The organism is Aeromonas sp. QDB54 (genome assembly GCF_027707385.1).
Classification (GTDB): domain Bacteria; phylum Pseudomonadota; class Gammaproteobacteria; order Enterobacterales; family Aeromonadaceae; genus Aeromonas; species Aeromonas hydrophila.
In genome coordinates this window covers 94697-113594 of sequence record NZ_JAPCIT010000001.1, presented here as the reverse complement: position 1 = coordinate 113594, position 18898 = coordinate 94697, and the positions used below count along the sequence as shown (strand labels likewise).

Below are 18898 nucleotides of genomic sequence, written 5' to 3'. Positions count from 1 at the left end.
TTTGCGCAGAAAATGACTAGATTTCTGATAGTCCACAAGATGGCTGACAGATAGCAGCATTATCATCGAGGATGTACTCAATATGTCGCAAAAACACCGAATTCTCCTGCTCAACGGGCCGAACCTGAACCTGCTGGGCAAACGGGAACCGGGCATCTACGGCAGCAAGACGCTCGATGAGATCGTCGCCGATCTGACGCACAACGCCGGCGAACTCGGGGTCACACTGGAACACCTGCAATCCAATGCCGAACATGAGTTGGTCGGCCGCATCCACCAGGCCATGGGTCAGGTGGATTTCATCATCATCAACCCGGCCGCCTTCACTCACACCAGCGTCGCCATCCGCGATGCGCTGCTGGGTGTGGCCATCCCCTTTATCGAGGTTCACCTGTCCAACGTCCATGCCAGGGAACCCTTCCGTCATCACTCCTATCTGTCTGATGTCGCCAAGGGGGTCATTTGTGGGCTGGGGGCCGATGGCTACCAATTCGCTTTAACCGCGGCCGTGCACCAGTTGCGCGCGGCTTGATAATCACTGATCAGATAAAGAAGAAAGAGAATGCTAATGGATATCCGCAAAATCAAGAAGCTGATTGAACTGGTTGAAGAGTCCGGCATCGCCGAACTGGAGATCTCCGAAGGTGAAGAGTCCGTTCGCATCAGCCGCAACTTCTCCGGTCAGGTGACCGCTGCTCCGCAGATGATCATGCAACAAGCTGCCGCCCCGGTTGCCGCTCCTGCCGCCGCACCGGCTGCTGCTGCCCCGGCTGCCGACGCCATCCCGAGCGGTCACCTGATGCGCTCCCCGATGGTTGGCTCCTTCTACCGCTCCTCCAGCCCGGAAGCCAAGCCGTTCGTGGAAGTCGGTCAGCACGTCAATGTCGGCGATACCCTGTGCATCGTCGAAGCCATGAAAATGATGAACCAAATCGAGTCTGACAAGGCCGGTGTGATCAAAGCGATCCTGGTTGAAAATGGTCAGGCCGTCGAATTCGACGAGCCGCTGTTCATCATCGAATAAGGGAAGTCGCCACCCATGTTGGACAAAGTAGTCATCGCCAACCGCGGTGAAATTGCCCTGCGGATCCTGCGCGCCTGTAAAGAGCTCGGGATCAAGACAGTGGCCGTTCACTCCACCGCCGACCGGGAGCTCAAACATGTGCTGCTGGCCGACGAAACCATCTGTATCGGCAAGCCGGCCAGTACCGACTCCTACCTCAATGTGCCGGCCATCATCGCCGCCGCCGAGGTGACCGGTGCCGTCGCCATCCACCCGGGTTACGGTTTCCTCTCCGAGAACGCCGACTTCGCCGAAGTGGTCGAGAAATCCGGCTTCATCTTCATCGGCCCGCGCGCCGAGACCATTCGCCTGATGGGCGACAAGGTCTCCGCCATCGAGGCGATGAAGAAAGCGGGCGTGCCCTGCGTACCGGGCTCCGACGGTCCGGTCGACAGCGACGCCAAGCACAACGCCGCCATCGCCAAGCGCATTGGCTACCCGGTGATCATCAAGGCCGCCGGTGGCGGTGGTGGTCGCGGCATGCGCGTGGTGCGCAGTGAAGCCGAGCTGTCTGCCGCCATCGCGCTGACCAAATCCGAAGCAGGCCAGTTCTTCAAGAACGACATGGTCTACATGGAGAAGTACCTGGAGAACCCGCGCCACATCGAGATTCAGGTGTTGGCAGACGGCCAGGGCAACGCTCTCTACCTGGGCGAGCGCGACTGCTCCATGCAGCGTCGCCACCAGAAGGTGGTCGAAGAGGCGCCGGCACCCGGCATCACCGAAGAGATGCGCAAGTTCATCGGTGAGCGCTGCGTACGCGCCTGTATCGAGATCGGCTACCGCGGTGCGGGCACCTTCGAGTTCCTGTACGAGAACGGCGAGTTCTATTTCATCGAGATGAACACCCGTATCCAGGTTGAGCACCCGGTCACCGAGCTGGTCACCAGCGTGGATCTGATCAAGGAGCAGCTGCGCATCGCCGCCGGTCAGCCCCTGTCGATCACCCAGCAGGATATCCGCATCCGTGGCCATGCCATCGAATGCCGGATCAACGCCGAAGACCCGGCCACCTTCATGCCGTCTCCGGGCCTGATCCAGCGCTTCCACGCGCCGGGCGGTCTGGGCGTACGCTGGGATTCCCACATCTACGCCGGCTACAAGGTACCGCCCTACTACGACTCCATGATCGGCAAGCTGATCTGTTACGGTGAAAACCGCGACGTCGCCATCGCCCGCATGCGTCAGGCGCTGGACGAGCTGGTGGTGGAAGGGATCAAGACCAACGTCTCCCTGCAAAAAGAAATCATGAAGGACGAAAACTTCCAGCACGGTGGGACCAACATCCACTATCTGCACAAGAAGCTGGGTCTGTAAGGATCCTTGACGAAGACCGCCATGTCGGTGGACGTCGGCTCCGCAAGGAGCCTCTGTTGAAAAAGGGCCATGGCGACATGGCCCTTTTTTGTTATCCTTGCGCCCCTCAAAATTGTCGGAGGCCAAGGTGAATCGTTTCGCGCTCGCTCGCCGGGAAGCAGCCCTCTGCCTGCTGCTGACCCTGCTCTACTTCCTTGCCTGGTATGGCACGGCCTATTTCATCCCCGCAGAGATCGAATGCTGGGACATGCCGCTCTGGTTCCTGCTCAGCTGCATCCTGATGCCGCTGCTGTTCATCGTGCTGTGCGGCCTGATGGTGGATCGCCTGTTCGTGGACATCCCCCTCGACTCCCCTCCCCTCGATGCCAAGGAGCCTTCCCATGAATCTTGAGCTGATGCTGCCGCTGTGCATCTATCTGGTGCTGGTGCTGGGAGTCGGCTTCTGGGCCAGCCGCCACCGGGTGGGCGGTGACTTCGTGCAGGAGTACTTCATCGGCAACCGCAGCATGGGCGGGCTGGTGCTGGCCATGACCCTGGTGGCTACCTACACCTCGGCCTCCTCCTTCATCGGCGGGCCGGGAGCGGCCTACAAGATCGGGCTGGGCTGGGTGCTGCTGGCGATGATCCAGCTGCCCACCGTCTGGCTCACCCTGGGGGTACTTGGCAAGAAGTTCGCCATCATCGCCCGCCGGGTCAATGCGGTGACCATCAACGACATGCTGTGGGCCCGCTACCAGAGCAAGGCGGTGGTGGTGCTGGGCTCGGTCACCATCATCCTCGCCTTCATCGCCACCATGGTAGTGCAGTTCATCGGCGGCGCCCGTCTGCTGGAGACCGCCACCGGCCTCAGCTATCAGCAGGGGCTCCTGCTGTTTGCCAGCTGCGTGCTGCTCTACACGGTGATCGGCGGCTTTCGCGCCGTGGTGATGACCGATGCGCTGCAGGGGATCATCATGCTGATCGGCACCGGTGCCCTGCTGGCGGGGATTCTGGTGGCCGGTGACGGCCTGCCCAACCTCATCCACCAGCTCAAGGTGATCGATCCCAAGCTGGTGAGCCCGCAGGGGGCTGGCGACCTGCTGACTCAGCCCTTCATGCTGAGCTTCTGGGTGCTGGTCTGCATCGGGGTGGTGGGGCTGCCCCACTCGGCGCTGCGCTGCTTCGGCTATCGCGACAGCAAGGCGCTGCACCGCGGCATCCTCATCGGTACCATCGTCAGCGCCTTGCTGATGTTCGGCATGCACCTGGCCGGCGCCCTGGGCCGCGCCATCCTGCCCGGCATGGACAGCCCGGACAAGATCATGCCCTCCCTGATGATGGAGGTGCTGCCCCCCTGGCTGGCGGGGGTCTTTCTGGCGGCGCCCATGGCGGCCATCATGTCTACCATCGACTCCCAGCTGATCCAGGCCTCCGCCACCCTGGTGAAGGATCTCTACCTCAACTACCTGAGTCCGGAGAAGGCTGGCCAGGAGAAGCTGGAGGTACGGGTGCCGCGCCTCTCCCTGCTCTGTACCCTGATCCTGGGCACGCTGGTGCTGCTTGCAGCCTTGCAACCGCCCGAGATGATCATCTGGCTCAATCTGCTCGCCTTCGGCGGCCTGCAGGCGGTGTTCCTGTGGCCGCTGGTACTCGGCCTCTACTGGTCGCGGGCCAACGGCCCGGGGGCGCTGGCCAGCATGGTGTGTGGCATCCTCTGCTACGCCATCCTGAGCCAGTGGGAGATCAAGCCGGCCGGTCTGCACGCCATCGTGCCGAGCCTGGGGCTGGGGCTGATTGCCTTCGTGCTGGTCAGCCTGCTGACCCCGGCCCCGAGCCAAAATGTGCGGCGCTTGTTTGAGCCGCAATCATCGATGGATTAATAAAGGGTTCCGAAACTATCCCAAAATGGGTGTTTTACGGGTAAACTGTGCGCCATGTCACAAAATACCGTGCCCTTATGCCCGTACAGAACGCCAGACAGATCCTGACCCAAGCCCTGCAGCGACTCGGTTACGCCCTGTTGCTGCCGGTCTCCATCCTGCCGCTGGCCGCGCTGCTCTATCGGCTCGGCCAGCCGGACGTGCTGGATCTGGCGGTGCTCTCCCTCACCGGCCGCGCCCTGTTCAGCCAGATGCCGCTCATCTATGCGGTGGCCATCGCCTTCGGGCTGAGCCGCCAGGGTGAAGGCACCCAGGCACTGGCCGGCGCGGTCAACTTTCTGCTGCTGAGTTCGGCACTCGGCACCCTGGCCCCCGGCCTGCACAGCGACATGATCTGCGGCCTGCTGGCGGGATTGACCACCGCCATCGTCTACCCCTGGCTCAAGCGCCACCCCATGCCCCACTGGCTACGGCTGGTCAACGGCGACTTCACCAGCCTGCTCGCCTCGGCGTTCACCTGTCTGCTGCTGGCCTTCCCCCTTGCGCTGCTCTGGCCGCTGCTGGAACAGGGCATCACCCTGCTCGCCTCCGAGCTGCTCACCACCCCGTTCGGCGCCTTCTGCTACGGCGTGCTGAACCGGCTGCTGATCCCGCTCGGCCTGCATCAGGTGCTGGGCAGCCTCATCGGGCTGGGGGAGAGCAACCTGCAGGCACTGGCCAGCGCCCAGCCGCTGCACGAAGGCTATGTGGCCGGGCTCTATCCCATCATCATGTTTGGCCTGCCGGGCGCCTGCTTCGCCATCTGGCTGCACCGCCAGCGCATGCAGCGGCTGCCGCAGGGGGGCTTGCTGCTCACCCTGGCGCTCACCTCGGCGCTGGTGGGCATCACCGAACCCATCGAGTTCCTGTTCGCCTTCACCGCCCCCTGGCTGTTTCTGGCCCACGCCCTGCTGACCGGCCTGTCGCTCGCCACCTGCAGCGCGCTCGGCATCAAGGTGGGCAGCTACTTCTCCGCCGGCCTGCTGGATCTGGTGCTGAGCTACCACGCCGGCGAGCACAGCTTCTGGCTCATTCCGGTCGGCATTCTGTTCTTCGTCGCCTACACCTTGCTGTTTTATCAGCTGCTGGAGCGCACGCCCCTCAGCCTGCCGAGCAAGCCCATCGCACCGGAGCACCCGCGCCTTGCCAGCGTCGCCCCCTCCGACCCCCAGATGCTGGCGATCCAGTACCTCAAGGTGCTGGGTGGCATGGACAACCTGCAGGCGATGAGCGTCTGCCTGACCCGCCTCAGCCTGCGGGTGCGCGACATCTCGCTGGTGGATCAATCCCGCCTACTGGGGCTGGGCTGCCTCTCCTGGATCCAGCTCAACGACCATCAGCTGGTGCTGGTGCTGGGCCCCAACGCCAGCCTGATCGAGGGGCAGATCCGCATGCTGGCGGAGCGCCAGTCGGTGCCGCTCGGCCTCAAGCCCAATCAGGAGTCCGCCGGCCAGAGCGGCTGGTAGCCTCAGGCAAACGGCAACCGCTCGGCCACAAAGTCCATCAGGCTGCGCAGGGCGGGCGCCAGGTGCTCCCGGCTCGGATAGATGAGGTAGAAGGGGTTGGCCGGAATAGGGTGACTCGGCAGCACCTTCTGCAAGCGTCCCGCCGCAAGATCCCCCTCGCAGACGTGATGGGGCAGCAGGGCGATCCCCCCCTCGTTGATCGCCAGCTCCCGCAGCGCCAGTAAGCTATTGCTCAGACAAGCCCCCTGCGGCCGCCAGCCTCCCTCCTGCAACGGCCACACCGGCAGCGACGTGTGCACCAGGCAGGCGTATCGCCCCAGCTCGCTCAGCTGTTGCGGCGTGCCGTGGGCCGCCAGATAGGCGGGCGCCGCCACCAGATGCCGAGGTACCTGACCGATGCGCCGGCAGATCAGGCTAGAATCTTTCAGCGGTGCCGCCCGCAGCGCCAGATCGTAACCCTCCCCCACCAGATCGAGCTGCTCATCGCAGAGGGTCAGCTCCAGCACCACCTCGGGGTAGAGAGCCCGAAACTCGGCCAGGATCCGGCCGAGCAGCAGGGTGCCGGTCGCCTCCGGTGCGGTGATCCGCACCCGGCCGGCCGGGGCCGCGCGCAGCCGCGCCATCGCCAAATTGGCGCTGCGGGCCAGCGCCAGCAGCGCCCGGCACTGTTCCACATAGACCTCCCCCTGCGGGGTCAGGCTCAGCCGGCGGGTGGTGCGCTGCAACAGGCGCACCCCGAGCTGGGACTCGAGCCGCGAGATCTTCTGGCTGACCGAGGATTTGGGCATGCCGAGCAACTCGGCCGCGCCGGTAAAACTGCCCTGCTCCACCACGGTGGCGAACAGCCCCATCAGCTCCAGTTCGACATTGTTCATATATTCAAACAGTCTTTACCAATTACCCATCTTAATCTGAATAATCAACCAGACTAGAGTGGCTGGCAATCCCCATCCAATCGATTTGAAAGGAACTGCCATGAAAGCCATCGCCCTGACCCACTATCTGCCGAGCGATCACCCCCACTGCTTCATCGAAGCCAATCTGGCCAACCCGACGCCGGGCCCGCGCGACCTGCTGGTGCGGGTCAAGGCCACCTCCATCAACCCGGTCGACACCAAGGTGCGAGCCCCCAAGGCCAAGGTCGAGAGCAGCCCGCGAGTGCTGGGCTGGGACGCCGTGGGCGAGGTGATCGCCGTCGGCCGCGAGGTGACCCTGTTCAAGGCGGGCGACCGGGTCTGGTATGCCGGCGACATCAGCCGCCCCGGCAGCAACAGCGCCCTGCAACTGGTGGATGAGCGCATCGTCGCCCTCGCCCCCACCAGCCTGAGCGACGTGGAAGCCGCGGCCCTGCCGCTCACCGCCATCACCGCCTGGGAGACCCTGTTCGAGCGCATGGGCCTCACCCGTGAGAGCCGCGGCAAGCTGCTGATCATCGGCGGCGCCGGCGGGGTCGGCTCCATCGCCATCCAGCTGGCCCGCCAGCTCACCGGCATGGAGGTGATCGCCACCGCCTCGCGCCCCGAGACCCGGGCCTGGTGCCTGCAGATGGGGGCCCACCAGGTGGTGAGCCATCACCAGTTGCAGGAGGAGTTGACCGCCCTCGGCATCAATCAGGTGGATGCCATCTTCTGCACCAATGCCACCGAGCTGCACTGGGATGCCATGGCCAGCCTCATCAGCCCGTTCGGCCATATCTGCACCATCGCCGAATCGAGCGAGCCCTGGGACCTCTCCCTGCTCAAGAGCAAGAGCGTCACCTTCAGCCAGGAGTTCATGTTTACCCGCTCCCTGTTCCAGACCCCGGACATGATCGAGCAGCACAACCTGCTGGGACTGGTCGCCGCGCTGGTGGACCAGGGCGTGGTCAAGACCACCCTCAGCAAGGTGGTGGCCGAGCTGACCCCGACTACTCTGGCTCAGGCCCATGCCGAGGTGGAAGCCGGCCGCATGGTGGGCAAGCTGGTGATCGACATGAGCCAGTTCGGCAACTAATCCCTTATGGGTAAAAACTGCACCATCATGGGGTGAACTCACCAGTGACAAGCCCCATCACTGCACAGCTCACATCAGGCAACAGACAGTCACCACGCAGCATCACCATAAAAAGAGCCAAAAAAAGGGGCCATCCCGCCGGGATGGCCCTAAATACCTGAACGTTGGGGTAACAATCACACACATATCCTTATGCAGGACCTCTGTATCTTTGCAGCTAGTGTGCCAATCCCGCCCCCTCCCCGCTTGCTTGCCACATTGCCCCCTGCCACCGGGGTATGCAGCCCCCGGCCAACCTGCAGGCAAAAAAAAGCCACCCGAAGGTGGCTGAAAAAGATGACGGAACTTTCCTAGAGCAAAGCATTCAGCGGGAACAGGTTGCTTCCCGTCACCCAATGAGGAATACATGAACCGTGCCAACTCGGCAAAGTCTGCCTCCTCCACCACACTGCATGGGCAAACCACGACAGCACACGCCCATGATGATAGAATCCCGCGGTTTCACATTTATGAAGAGTCGACGCCATGCCCTGGATACAAATTCGAATCAACGCCACTGCCAAGACCGCAGACAAGGTGAGCAACATGCTGCTGGGGCGTGGTGCCCAGGCGGTGACCTTTATGGATGCCAAGGACGTGCCCGTCTATGAACCCATGCCGGGCGAAACCCCGTTGTGGGGCGAGACCGAAGTAATGGGGCTGTTCGACGCCGAAACTGATCCGGCCCCCACCATCGCCTTCTTCCAGCAGATCTTCGGTGAAGACGTGGGCTACAAGGTGGAGCAGCTGGAGGACAAGGACTGGGTGCGCGAGTGGATGGATCACTTCCACCCCATGCAGTTCGGCGAGCGGCTGTGGATCTGCCCGAGCTGGCGCGACGTGCCGGACCCCGATGCGGTCAACGTCATGCTGGACCCGGGTCTGGCCTTCGGTACCGGGACCCACCCCACCACGGCGCTCTGCCTGCAGTGGCTGGACGGGCTGGATCTGGCCGGTAAAACCGTGGTCGACTTTGGTTGCGGCTCCGGCATCCTCGGCATCGCCGCCCTGAAACTGGGCGCCGCCCGGGTCATCGGCATTGACATCGATCCGCAGGCGATTCAGGCCAGCCGTGACAACGCCGAGCGCAATGGCGTCGCCGATCAGATCGAGCTCTACCTGCCGGCCGATCAGCCGCAAGATGTCGAAGCGGACGTGGTGGTCGCCAACATCCTGGCCGGCCCGCTGCGCGAACTGGCGCCGCTTATCGCCGGCCACGGCAAAGCGGGTAGCCTGATGGCCCTCTCCGGCGTGCTGGAAAGCCAGGCGCCAGAGCTGGAGACCATCTACGGCCAGTGGTTCGAGATGGACCCGACCGCCGTCAAGGAAGAGTGGTGCCGGCTCTCCGGCCGCAAACTCGGCTGATAAGCAACAAGCCACGGCGGCTGCCGCAAACTCGGCTAAGTCATCGACCCAACGGGGCTCCCACACGGGAGCCTCGTCTGTTTTCAGCCCACTAGCTCAGGCCGCCTCTTCACCGGTGCCGTCAACCAACCCCACCCGGCGTGCAGCGCTCGACGTGTTCGACGCAGAGCCGGCCACGGCGCAAAGCGAGCCTTTGCTGCGCCTGCCCAATGTGCTGGCCACGCCCCATCTCGGCTATGTGGAGCGCAACAGCTACCGGCTCTACTTTCAGGCCGCCTTTGACAACCTGATTGCCTTTGCCGAGGGCAGGCCGACCAATCTGATGCTGCCCGTAGCGGGCCACTGATCACGGTTATCCGGCGGCCGGACCGCTAACATGTGAACCCCATGCGCCACCAAGGCAAGCCACAGGAGCCACCATGACCGAGTACGACAAGATGATCGCCAGCCAGCCTTACAACTGCATGGCACCGGAACTGGATCTGTTGCGCCGGGAGACGGCCCGTCTGTACCGCCGCTTCAATCGCAGCGACGAGGAGGATGAACAGCTGGCGTTGCTGCAGCAGATCGTCGGCGAACTGGCCCAGGGGGCCTTCATCTGCCCACCCCTCCATTGCACCTATGGCCGCCACATCCACCTTGGCGAGCGCAGCTACATCAACATGGGGGCTACCCTGCTGGACAACGCCCCCATTCGCATCGGCGCCGAGGTGATGATTGGGCCGAACGTGCAGATCTACACCGCCGCTCACGCGCTGGACGCGGATGAACGGATCCAGGGGGTCGAGACCGCGCTGCCGGTCACCATCGAGGACAGGGTCTGGATTGGCGGCGGCGCCATTCTGCTGCCCGGTGTCACCATAGGGCGGGAGGCCATCGTGGGCGCCGGAGCCGTGGTCACCAAAGACGTGCCGGCCGGCGCACGGGTAGTGGGCAACCCGGCCCGCGTGCTGCCCGCCAAAGGCAAGACGCCGGTGAGCTAGCAGCACATACCGAGAACCACCCGTAAAAGGTGGGTTTGCCGGCTAAGGGGATTGGCACCTGAAAAACACCCATAAAAATGAAATCCAATGCCATCAAGACCATGATGGCCTGTAAAAAGGTGGGGTTGCCGATCCTAAAGAGTTGAGGATACCGGCGCCTGAACAGCACCTATAAAAATAAAGCCCAATATCATCAAGACCATGATGGCCTGTAAAAGGGTGGGTTTGCCGGTTAAGGGTATTGGCATCTGAAAAACGCCCATAAAAATGAAGCCCAATGTCATCAAGACGTTGGGCTGTAAAAAGGTGCTACGGAATTGCGACTCTCATCGCAGAAAATTAGAAGGGGTCACCTTCTAAACTGGCACAGGGATATTAACGAGGCGCAAACGTTTTACATAGCGTAATAAACCAGGATTGAGAACAGCATCTCACTATTTAAAAAATTCCCTGCCAGCCACGGCCGCCCTCTTGGCAATCTTCCAAATATCAGTACAGCCCGCCACCAGAAACAAAAAAGCCCTGACGAGTCAGGGCCTTGCCGGTAATGAAGCCGACTAGAAGCGGCGCACGAACTCGCTCACCGGCAGCTCGCGCAGCTTGCGGGCCTCCAGCATGGGGGTGCCAAGGTAGAGGAAGCCCACCAGCTGATCCTCCGGTGTCAGTCCCAACCCTTCATTGATCTGCTCGTCGAAAATGAACCAGCCGGAGCGCCAGATGCCGTTGAAGCCCTGGGCCTGGGCCGCCATCTGCATCGCCATCAGGGCGCAGCCGGCGGAGAGCTCCTGCTCCAGCCGCGGCACCTTGGGGTGCTCCTGATAGCGGGTTGCCACCGCGATCAGCAGCGGTGCGCGCAGCGGGGCCTCCTGACACTTCTTGATGCTCTCCTCATCCTCGCCGCGGCTGCGAGCGGCCTGTGCCAGCAGGGTGCCGAGCCGTTCGCGCCCCTCCCCTTCGAACAGGATGAACTGCCAGGGGGTCAGGGTGCCATGATCCGGCGCCCGCAGCCCGGCCTTGAGGATATTGTCGAGTACCTCGCCGCTCGGGGCTGGCTCGGCCAGACGACCACAGGAGTGACGATTCAGTAACAGGTGGAGGGCATCCATGGGCAGTTCCTTGTCAGGGGCTATGATGGCGCTACCTTAGCACAGCACCGGATGAAGAAAACCCCTGAGCATCAGGGGTTTGTCGCAATACATGGCGGCCCGTCGACTAGATGACCGCAGCCAGTTCGGCCCCCTGGCGGATGGCGCGCTTGGCATCCAGCTCGGCGGCCACGTCGGCCCCGCCGATGATGTGTACCGGCTTGCCCGCCGCCTGCAGACCGGCCTGCAGCTCCTTGAGCGGCTCCTGACCGGCACAGATGATCACCTGATCCACCGGCAGACACTGCTGCTGTTCGCCCACCTGAATGTGAAGCCCCTCGTCGTCGATGCGCAGATACTGCACGCCGGAGAGCATCTCCACCTTGCGGTTCTTGAGCACGGTGCGGTGGATCCAGCCGGTGGTCTTGCCCAGGCCGTCACCCACCTTGCTCTCCTTGCGCTGCAGCAGCCAGACCTGGCGCTCGGGGGCGTCGATCACCGGGGCCATCAGGCCGCCGCGCTCGCCGAGCTGCTTGTCGATACCCCACTCCTTGAGCCAGTGATCGCGACTGCGATCCCCCTTGCCCTCTACCAGGTATTCGGCCACGTCAAAGCCGATGCCGCCGGCGCCGATCACCGCCACCTTCTCGCCCACCGGCTTGTGATCCCGCAAGACATCGAGGTAACTCATCACCTTGGCATGCTCGATACCTGGAATGTTGGGGGTGCGCGGGCGGATGCCGGTGGCGAGGATCACCTCGTCAAAACCGCCACCCAAGAGGCTCTCGGCACTCTGGCGTTGGCCCAGATAGAGCTCGACACCGCACTTCTCCAGCCGCTTGGCAAAGTAGCGCAGGGTTTCGTGAAACTCCTCCTTGCCCGGGATCTGCTTGGCGAAGTTGAACTGGCCGCCGATCTCGCTGGCCTGATCGAACAGGCTCACCTGATGGCCACGCTCGGCGGCGTAGCAGGCAAACGCCAGTCCGGCGGGACCGGCGCCCACCACCGCCAGCCTCTTGGGCTGGGGCACCCGGCCAAACGTCAACTCGGTCTCGAAGCAGGCGCGCGGATTGACCAGGCAGGAGGCCCGCTTCTGCTTGAAGACGTGGTCCAGACAGGCCTGGTTGCAGGCGATGCAGGTGTTGATCTCGTCCGCTCTATCTTCGGCGGCCTTGATGACAAATTCGGGGTCCGCCAGGAAGGGACGCGCCATGGAGACCATATCCGCCTCGCCGCCCGCCAGAATGCGCTCGGCCACCTCGGGGGTGTTGATGCGGTTGGTGGTGATAAGCGGCACACTCAGATGTTTCTTGAGCTCCGCCGTCACCCAGCTGAAGGCACCGCGCGGGACGCTGGTGGCGATGGTGGGAATGCGCGCCTCGTGCCAACCGATGCCGGTATTGATGAGGGTGACCCCCACCTGCTCCAGCGCCTTGCCAAGGGCGATCACTTCCTCAAGGGAGGAGCCCTGCTCCACCAGATCCAGCATGGAGAGGCGGAAGATGATGATGAAATCCGGCCCGACCCGCTCACGGATGGCGCGGACGATTTCCACCGGGAAGCGCATGCGGTTTTCGCTGCTGCCACCCCAGCCATCGGTGCGCTTGTTGGTGCGCTCGCAGATGAACTGATTGATGAGATAGCCTTCCGAGCCCATCACCTCGACCCCGTCGTAGCCCGCGCTCCTGGCCAGTTGCGCGGTGGCGGCGAAGTCGCGGATGGTGCCGCGGATCTGCCGCTCGCTCATGGCGCGCGGCTTGAACGGAGAGATGGGGGCCTTGAGGGCGCTCGGTGCCAGGCTGAATGGATGATAGGCGTAGCGGCCGGCATGGAGGATCTGCAGCGCTATCTTGCCCCCCTCCTGATGCACCGCACTGGTCACCTTCTTGTGCTTGGCCACCTGCCAGGGAAAGCTCAGCTGGGAACCGTGGGGCACCAGCCGGCCACGCAGGTTGGGGGCGATGCCGCCGGTCACGATGAGGCCGACCCCGCCCCGGGCCCGCTCGCCATAGAAGGCGGCCAGCTTGTCAAAGCCCCCCTTCTCCTCTTCGAGGCCGGTGTGCATGGATCCCATCAACACGCGGTTGCGCAGCTGGGTAAAGCCGAGATCGAGGGGGGTCAGCAGGGTCGGGTAACGGCTCATCATGAACTCCTTGTCGGGGCCGCGCTGGATGGCACCACGCCCATCCTCCGCCGTCCGGACTCAAGCCCGGGACACGACGACAGGATGGGTGGGCGGCTCACAGGGCCTCCAGTTAATTTTTTGTTATCAAACCGAGGCTAGAGTAAAGAATCGAAAATGCTTTTTCAAACAAATGTTTGGACAATTTTTCGGCGAACAGACGTGTTCCGAACAACCGGGCTCCGATCCTGTCCAAGCGGAAATGGCATTTCACCGGCCAACTGGTTAATAATGGCGCTTCCCTCCCCATTAACAGGGCGATAACGCGACTATGTCTATTTTCAAAGGTCTGGGTTGGCTGTTTCGCAGCCTGTGGCGCCTGCTCAATTTCACCCGGCTGATGCTGGTCAATCTGCTGTTTCTCGTCGTGGTCTTGATCATCGTCTTCAGCGTCAGCCAGAAAGAGGCGCCCAGTGCCCCCATCGAAGGGGCCCTCACCCTCAATCTCTCCGGCGTGCTGGTAGAACAGCGCTCGCAGACCGATCCCACCGTACAGCTGCTGCGCCAGGTGGACAACAGCGACGAGCTGCCCAGCGAGATCGTCCTCTCCGATCTGCTGTGGGCCATCAAAAGCGCCAAGGATGACGATCGCATCAAGGCGCTGGTGATCAAGCCCCAGGGTCTGCAGGGCACCAGCTTCTCCAAACTGCAGGAGGTGGCGAGCGCCATCGATGCATTCAAGGAGAGCGGCAAGCCGGTCATCGCCATGGCCGACTTCTATACCCAGGGCCAATATCTGCTGGCCGCCCACGCCGATCACGTGCTGCTCAACCAGAGCGGCGCCGTGGTCATCGAGGGGCTCGGCGTCTACCAGACCTACTACAAGTCGGCGCTGGAGAAGCTCAACATCACCCCGCACGTGTTCAAGGTCGGCACCTACAAATCCTTCGTCGAACCCTATACCCGCGACGAGATGTCCCCCGAGAGCAAGGAGGCGAACCAGCGCTGGCTGGATCAGCTGTGGCAATCCTATGTGGCCGACGTGGCCGAGCAGCGCGAAATCGAACCGGACGCCGTGGCACCGGGCAAGGATCGCTTCCTCGAGCTGCTGCGCAAGGCCGGCGGCAATGCCGCCAACTATGCCCTCGACAACGGTCTGGTGGACCAGCTGGCGACCCGCGACGAGATGACCCAGGCGGTGATCAAGGAAGTGGGCGAGAGCGATGACCACGGCTGGAAGGGAGTAGGCCTCAAGGAGTACCTGGCCGCCATTCCGAGCCAGTATCCCCAGAGCGGCAAGGATGAGGTGGGCCTCATCGTCGCCAGCGGCGCCATCATGGATGGTGTCCAGCCAGCCGGCACCATCGGTGGCGACAGCCTCGCCGACCTGCTGGCCGATGCCCGCCGCGACGACAAAGTGAAAGCCCTGGTGCTGCGGGTCGACAGCCCGGGCGGCAGCGCCTTCGCCGCCGAGCAGATCCGCGCCGAGCTGCTGGCCCTCAAACAGGCCGGCAAGCCGGTAGTGATCTCCATGGGCAGCTACGCCGCCTCCGGCGGTTACTGGATCTCCGCCGATGCGGACAAGATCTTCGCCTCCCCCACCACCCTCACCGGCTCCATCGGGGTGTTCGGCATGTTCGCCACCATCGACAAGGCGCTCTCCCAGTACGGGGTACACACCGACGGCGTCGGCACCACCGACTATGTCGGCGTCGGCCTGACCCGTGCCCTGCCGGAACACGTCGGCCAGGCGATCCAGCTGAGCGTGGAAGACACCTACCAGCGCTTCGTCGGTCTGGTGAGCAAGGGCCGTGGCCTGAGCCCGGAAGAGACCGAGAAAGCGGCCGAAGGCCGGGTCTGGACCGGTCAGGATGCCAAGGCGCTGGGACTGGTGGACGAGTTTGGCGATCAGGAGGCGGCCATCAAGGCGGCAGCCGAGCTGGCCAACCTCAAGGAGTGGCAGGTCACCCCCATCGAGCAGGAAGAGTCGGCCAAAGACAAGTTCCTGCGCCAGCTGTTCGACAGCAGCGCCCAGGTGCTGGCTTCCCACCTGCAGAGCTGGTTGCCGGCAGGTCTCGGCAAGGCGCTGGTGGAGCTGAACCGCAGCCTGGACCCGCTGACCCGCTTCAACGATCCGCAGGGCACCTACGCCCTCTGCCCGGTCTGTACGCCCTGATCGGCAGCCAACGCAAAAAACCGCCCTAGGGCGGTTTTTTTACATCTGCCTCAAGGGGCCCGAGTCACGCCAGCAGGCCGGATTCGTGCCAGTGGTGCAGTTCGGCCAGCACCCGGGTCTCCCGTACCGTCCACTGGGGGCAGGGGCCCGCCAGCTGGGTCTTGTTGGTCTGCAGCGCCTCGGCCAGCTCGAACCAGCCGGGGGTGAAACCGAGCCTTATCTCGTAGGGCTGGGGCTGCGGGTCGCACCACGCCTCTCCCACCTGACAGAGGTAATAGAAAGAGCGGATGCAGTAGGCCTCGTAGTCGGCCTCGCGGGCCGGGCGGTACTCCCGCGTCTCGCCGAGCAGGGCACCGACTGCCACCAGCTCGGCACCGCACTCTTCGCGCAGCTCGCGCGCCAGGGCCGTGCGGTGACACTCCCCTTGCTCGATGCCGCCACCGGGAAACATCAGATCGCCGTTGACCCGGGAGTGCACCAGCAGCAGCTGGTCGCCACGCAGCACGACGGCCCTGACGGTGGCCCGCTCCAGCTGGCGGCCATCTGTGTTGACCCGGCCGTGGGTGAGCCGGATGTCGAAGGGGTGTGGCCAGTCGCTGGCCAGAGATTCAATGTGGTTCATCAGGGTTCAGGGACGATAGGTCCCGCTTTTTAGCTGCTCGACCAGGGTGGCGGCCTGGCTGTCCAGGCTCTCCTGCTCTTGCTTGCTCAGGGAGTGATAGAGGCTGAAACGGGTGGCCGACACCTCAGCGGCATTCTGGAACGACTCGCTCACCTTGCCCCACAGATAGGCCTGCCCGTACTGCTTCTGGCCCATGTAGAGGGTACTGAGGGAGGTGAGGATCCGGCCATTGACCTGCTCCCCTTCCCGGTAGAGGGAGAGGGCGTGCTGCATCAGCGCGATGGCCTTTTGCGGCTCGCTCTTGGCATAGATGCCGCCGAGCGCCAGTTGCAGCTCGGGCTCCTCCAGCACGGGTTGCCCCTCCAGCGCCAGAAACTGCTGGCGAGCCAGCTCGTTGGTATTGTTGGTCCAGTGCCAGAGCAGCAGGTAGGGATCTGTGGCGTTGCGGGTGGCGGCATCGAGCTGGGCCAGCTGTTCGCCGGCCGCCAGCATCCCCTCCACTCGCGGGCTCTTCTGCTCGCGGGCCCGCTTGTACTCTATGTTGGTGGAGCGTTCGGCGCATTTGAGATAACGCTCCAGGCTGCGCATCAACTCGTACTGGCGCCGCTGTGTCCCCTCCGCCTGCAGGTAGTAGCGGGCCCGGATGATGTCGCTGCGCTCGTAACGACACCAGCCGTCGTCCACCAGATCCTCACAGAGGGCCGGGTAATTGGCGCAGATGTGGTGGATCCTGTCATCGTCACAGGCGGTGAGCAGCAGGCCGCAACAGAGGCCGAACAACAGGGAACGAGCTGGAAAAGGGGTCATGGTTCATATCTTTTTGGTAACAATCGCAGCCCGCCATGGCCACCCTTGGCTAGCAAACAGATTACATATCCATTACAATGCGCGCGCCGTATAAGGCCGCGACTGCAGAATAATATAACGAAATATACACCCCTACACTGATCTGCATTCGACGAATTTCTATTTGCCCCAACAACGTGAAATAAAGGATCTGGTTAATGACCCACGAGCACTATCTGCAGGCGTGGCAGGAGAGCCAGGAGCTCGCCGAAGCCATGCAACCCTTGATCGGTCGCCTCTACCGCCAGCAGGGGATCGAGATCACCCTCTACGGCCGCCCGCTGCAAAACGCCTCCACCATCGATATCCTCAAGGCCCACCGGGTCGTTCGCCGCCACCAGGGAGCCCCCCTCCCGATCCAACAGAGCTTTCCCCTGCTGCAAGCCATCCTGGCCCTGAACCCGACCGCCGCCGAGATCGATCTGGGCAAGCTGGCCGTGGGTTACTGGCAGGATCACCAGGATGAAGCCGGCATCGACGACTACCTGCGTGCCAAGCTGGCACCGGCCCTGGGCCGCGGTGTGCCGGCCCCCACTGACGTGGTGCTGTACGGCTTTGGCCGCATCGGTCGCCTGCTGGCCCGACTGCTGATCGAGCGCACCGGCGCCGCCAACTCCCTGCGGCTGCGCGCCATCGTGGTACGCGGCGGTCGTGACGGGGATCTGGAGAAGCGCGCCAGCCTGCTGCGCCGCGACTCGGTGCACGGCCCCTTCAACGGCTCCATCGAGGTGGATGTGGAACGCAGCGCCATCATCGCCAATGGCACCTTCATCCAGGTGATCTATGCAAACAGCCCGGCCGACATCGACTACACCGCCTACGGCATTCACGATGCGCTGATCGTCGACAACACCGGGGTCTGGCGTGACGAGGCGGGGCTGTCTGAGCACCTCAAGGCGCGCGGCGCCGCCCGGGTGCTGCTGACCGCTCCCGGCAAGGGGGAGATGAAGAACGTGGTGTTCGGGGTCAACCACGAGGTGATCGGGCCCGATGACAAGATCATCTCCGCCGCCTCCTGCACCACCAACGCCATCACCCCGGTGCTCAAGGTGATGCAGGACAAGTACGGCATCCGCCACGGCCACGTGGAGACGGTCCACTCCTACACCAACGACCAGAACCTCATCGACAACTATCACAAGGGCGAGCGCCGCGGTCGCAGTGCAGCCCTCAACATGGTGATGACCAGCACCGGCGCCGCCAAGGCGGTGGCCAAGGCGCTGCCCGAGCTCAAGGGCAAGCTGACCGGCAACGCCATCCGGGTGCCCACCCCCAACGTGTCGCTGGCCATCATCAATCTGTCGCTGGAACAGACCACCGATCGGGAGAGCCTCAACGCCTATCTGCAGCAGATGGCGCTGAGCTCCGCCCTGCATCGCCAGATCGACTTCAGTGCCAGCACCGAGCTGGTCTCCTCCGACATGGTAGGCTCCCGTTTTGCGGGTATCGTCGACTCCCAGGCGACCATCGCCGAGGGGGATCACTGCGTGCTCTACGTATGGTATGACAACGAGTTCGGGTACAGTTGTCAGGTAGTGCGGGTGATGGAGCAGATGGCTGGCGCAGTCCGCCAGGATCTGCCGGTCTGATCCCGATTCGTCATGGCTCAATGTGCAAGGAGAAGGCCGGATGTCGTTTCAACAAGGTGAGTTTCTACAAGCAATCAGGCAGATGCCCGCAGAGGTGTACGAACGCCTCAAGACGGCGGTCGAGCTCGGCAAGTGGCCCGATGGCAAGCCGCTCACCGACGAGCAGAAGGCCACTTCCCTGCAGGCCGTGATGGCCTGGCAGGCGATGCACCTCGACAATCCCGAGCACATGAACATCGGCCGTGACGGCGAGATCGTGATGAAGAGCAAGAGCGAGCTCAAGCGTCAGTATCGCGACGAGGAAGAGATAGTGCGGGTCGACCTCAACCACTGAG

At 63.2% G+C, this 18898-nt stretch carries 17 protein-coding genes and 1 pseudogene; 13 read left to right on the top strand and 5 right to left on the bottom strand.

Translation table 11 applies throughout. The features are described 5' to 3' along the window. Positions 1-82 precede the first annotated feature (82 nt). The 6 genes from aroQ to PG881_RS00490 all read left to right on the top strand — a co-directional run bounded on the left by aroQ (position 83) and on the right by PG881_RS00490 (position 5744). Complete coding sequence (gene aroQ / locus PG881_RS00515) at positions 83-532, top strand: type II 3-dehydroquinate dehydratase (RefSeq protein WP_016351748.1); 450 nt, start codon at positions 83-85, stop codon at positions 530-532. 36 nt (positions 533-568) lie between these two features. Continuing rightward, positions 569-1024, top strand: coding sequence for an acetyl-CoA carboxylase biotin carboxyl carrier protein (gene accB, locus PG881_RS00510; RefSeq protein WP_011707112.1), 456 nt, complete (start codon positions 569-571; stop codon positions 1022-1024). A 15-nt stretch (positions 1025-1039) separates the two neighbouring features. Next, positions 1040-2380 (top strand): acetyl-CoA carboxylase biotin carboxylase subunit, encoded by a 1341-nt coding sequence (accC, locus tag PG881_RS00505; RefSeq protein ID WP_011707113.1) that lies wholly within the window; start codon positions 1040-1042, stop codon positions 2378-2380. Between the two features lie 112 nt (positions 2381-2492). After that, the gene (locus PG881_RS00500) at positions 2493-2771 is read left to right on the top strand and encodes a YhdT family protein (RefSeq protein ID WP_016351749.1); all 279 of its coding nucleotides are present in this window, start codon (positions 2493-2495) and stop codon (positions 2769-2771) included. After that, positions 2761-4239, top strand: coding sequence for a sodium/pantothenate symporter (gene panF / locus PG881_RS00495; RefSeq protein WP_270797737.1), 1479 nt, complete (start codon positions 2761-2763; stop codon positions 4237-4239). Before PG881_RS00500 ends, panF begins: the two co-directional genes overlap by 11 nt. 77 nt (positions 4240-4316) lie before the next feature. Beyond that, positions 4317-5744 (top strand): PTS transporter subunit EIIC, encoded by a 1428-nt coding sequence (locus tag PG881_RS00490; protein WP_106553211.1) that lies wholly within the window; start codon positions 4317-4319, stop codon positions 5742-5744. Between the two features lie 2 nt (positions 5745-5746). Here the strand turns inward: PG881_RS00490 and PG881_RS00485 are convergent, their stop codons facing one another. Continuing rightward, positions 5747-6619 (bottom strand): LysR family transcriptional regulator, encoded by an 873-nt coding sequence (locus tag PG881_RS00485; protein WP_016351752.1) that lies wholly within the window; start codon positions 6617-6619, stop codon positions 5747-5749. Between the two features lie 100 nt (positions 6620-6719). Here PG881_RS00485 and PG881_RS00480 point away from each other — a divergent pair, with 100 nt between their 5' ends. The 4 genes and pseudogenes from PG881_RS00480 (at position 6720) to PG881_RS00465 (ending at position 10123) form a co-directional block, all read left to right on the top strand. After that, positions 6720-7736, top strand: a complete 1017-nt coding sequence (locus PG881_RS00480; protein WP_270797735.1) for a zinc-binding alcohol dehydrogenase family protein — start codon at positions 6720-6722, stop codon at positions 7734-7736. Between the two features lie 525 nt (positions 7737-8261). Further along, positions 8262-9140 (top strand): 50S ribosomal protein L11 methyltransferase, encoded by an 879-nt coding sequence (gene prmA / locus PG881_RS00475; RefSeq protein WP_270797734.1) that lies wholly within the window; start codon positions 8262-8264, stop codon positions 9138-9140. A 121-nt stretch (positions 9141-9261) separates the two neighbouring features. Further along, positions 9262-9486, top strand: a pseudogene (locus tag PG881_RS00470) (NAD(P)-dependent oxidoreductase); the annotation flags it as partial. 73 nt (positions 9487-9559) lie between these two features. Then, positions 9560-10123, top strand: coding sequence for a sugar O-acetyltransferase (locus tag PG881_RS00465; RefSeq protein ID WP_270797732.1), 564 nt, complete (start codon positions 9560-9562; stop codon positions 10121-10123). Between the two features lie 557 nt (positions 10124-10680). On the opposite strand, the gene PG881_RS00460 is transcribed toward PG881_RS00465, so the two are convergent. Further along, positions 10681-11229, bottom strand: a complete 549-nt coding sequence (locus PG881_RS00460; protein WP_011707121.1) for an NAD(P)H nitroreductase — start codon at positions 11227-11229, stop codon at positions 10681-10683. 106 nt (positions 11230-11335) lie between these two features. Next, the gene (locus PG881_RS00455; protein ID WP_242797752.1) at positions 11336-13351 is read right to left on the bottom strand and encodes an NADPH-dependent 2,4-dienoyl-CoA reductase; all 2016 of its coding nucleotides are present in this window, start codon (positions 13349-13351) and stop codon (positions 11336-11338) included. Positions 13352-13661: 310 nt separating this feature from the next. On the opposite strand from PG881_RS00455, the gene sppA reads away from it, so the two are divergent. Further along, complete coding sequence (gene sppA / locus PG881_RS00450; RefSeq protein WP_158196800.1) at positions 13662-15506, top strand: signal peptide peptidase SppA; 1845 nt, start codon at positions 13662-13664, stop codon at positions 15504-15506. Positions 15507-15570: 64 nt separating this feature from the next. Here the strand turns inward: sppA and PG881_RS00445 are convergent, their stop codons facing one another. Beyond that, positions 15571-16128 carry an NUDIX domain-containing protein gene (locus tag PG881_RS00445; protein WP_270797731.1) on the bottom strand — a complete coding sequence of 186 codons (558 nt, stop codon included), beginning with the start codon at positions 16126-16128 and terminating at the stop codon, positions 15571-15573. A 6-nt stretch (positions 16129-16134) separates the two neighbouring features. After that, a complete protein-coding gene (locus tag PG881_RS00440) occupies positions 16135-16935 on the bottom strand; it encodes a DUF2989 domain-containing protein (protein ID WP_270797730.1) in 801 nt (266 codons plus the stop codon). 197 nt (positions 16936-17132) lie between these two features. Here PG881_RS00440 and PG881_RS00435 point away from each other — a divergent pair, with 197 nt between their 5' ends. Both PG881_RS00435 and PG881_RS00430 read left to right on the top strand, forming a co-directional pair. Next, a complete protein-coding gene (locus PG881_RS00435; protein WP_045528354.1) occupies positions 17133-18563 on the top strand; it encodes a glyceraldehyde-3-phosphate dehydrogenase in 1431 nt (476 codons plus the stop codon). Between the two features lie 40 nt (positions 18564-18603). After that, the gene (locus PG881_RS00430) at positions 18604-18897 is read left to right on the top strand and encodes a YeaC family protein (protein WP_011707127.1); all 294 of its coding nucleotides are present in this window, start codon (positions 18604-18606) and stop codon (positions 18895-18897) included. Position 18898 lies beyond the last annotated feature (1 nt).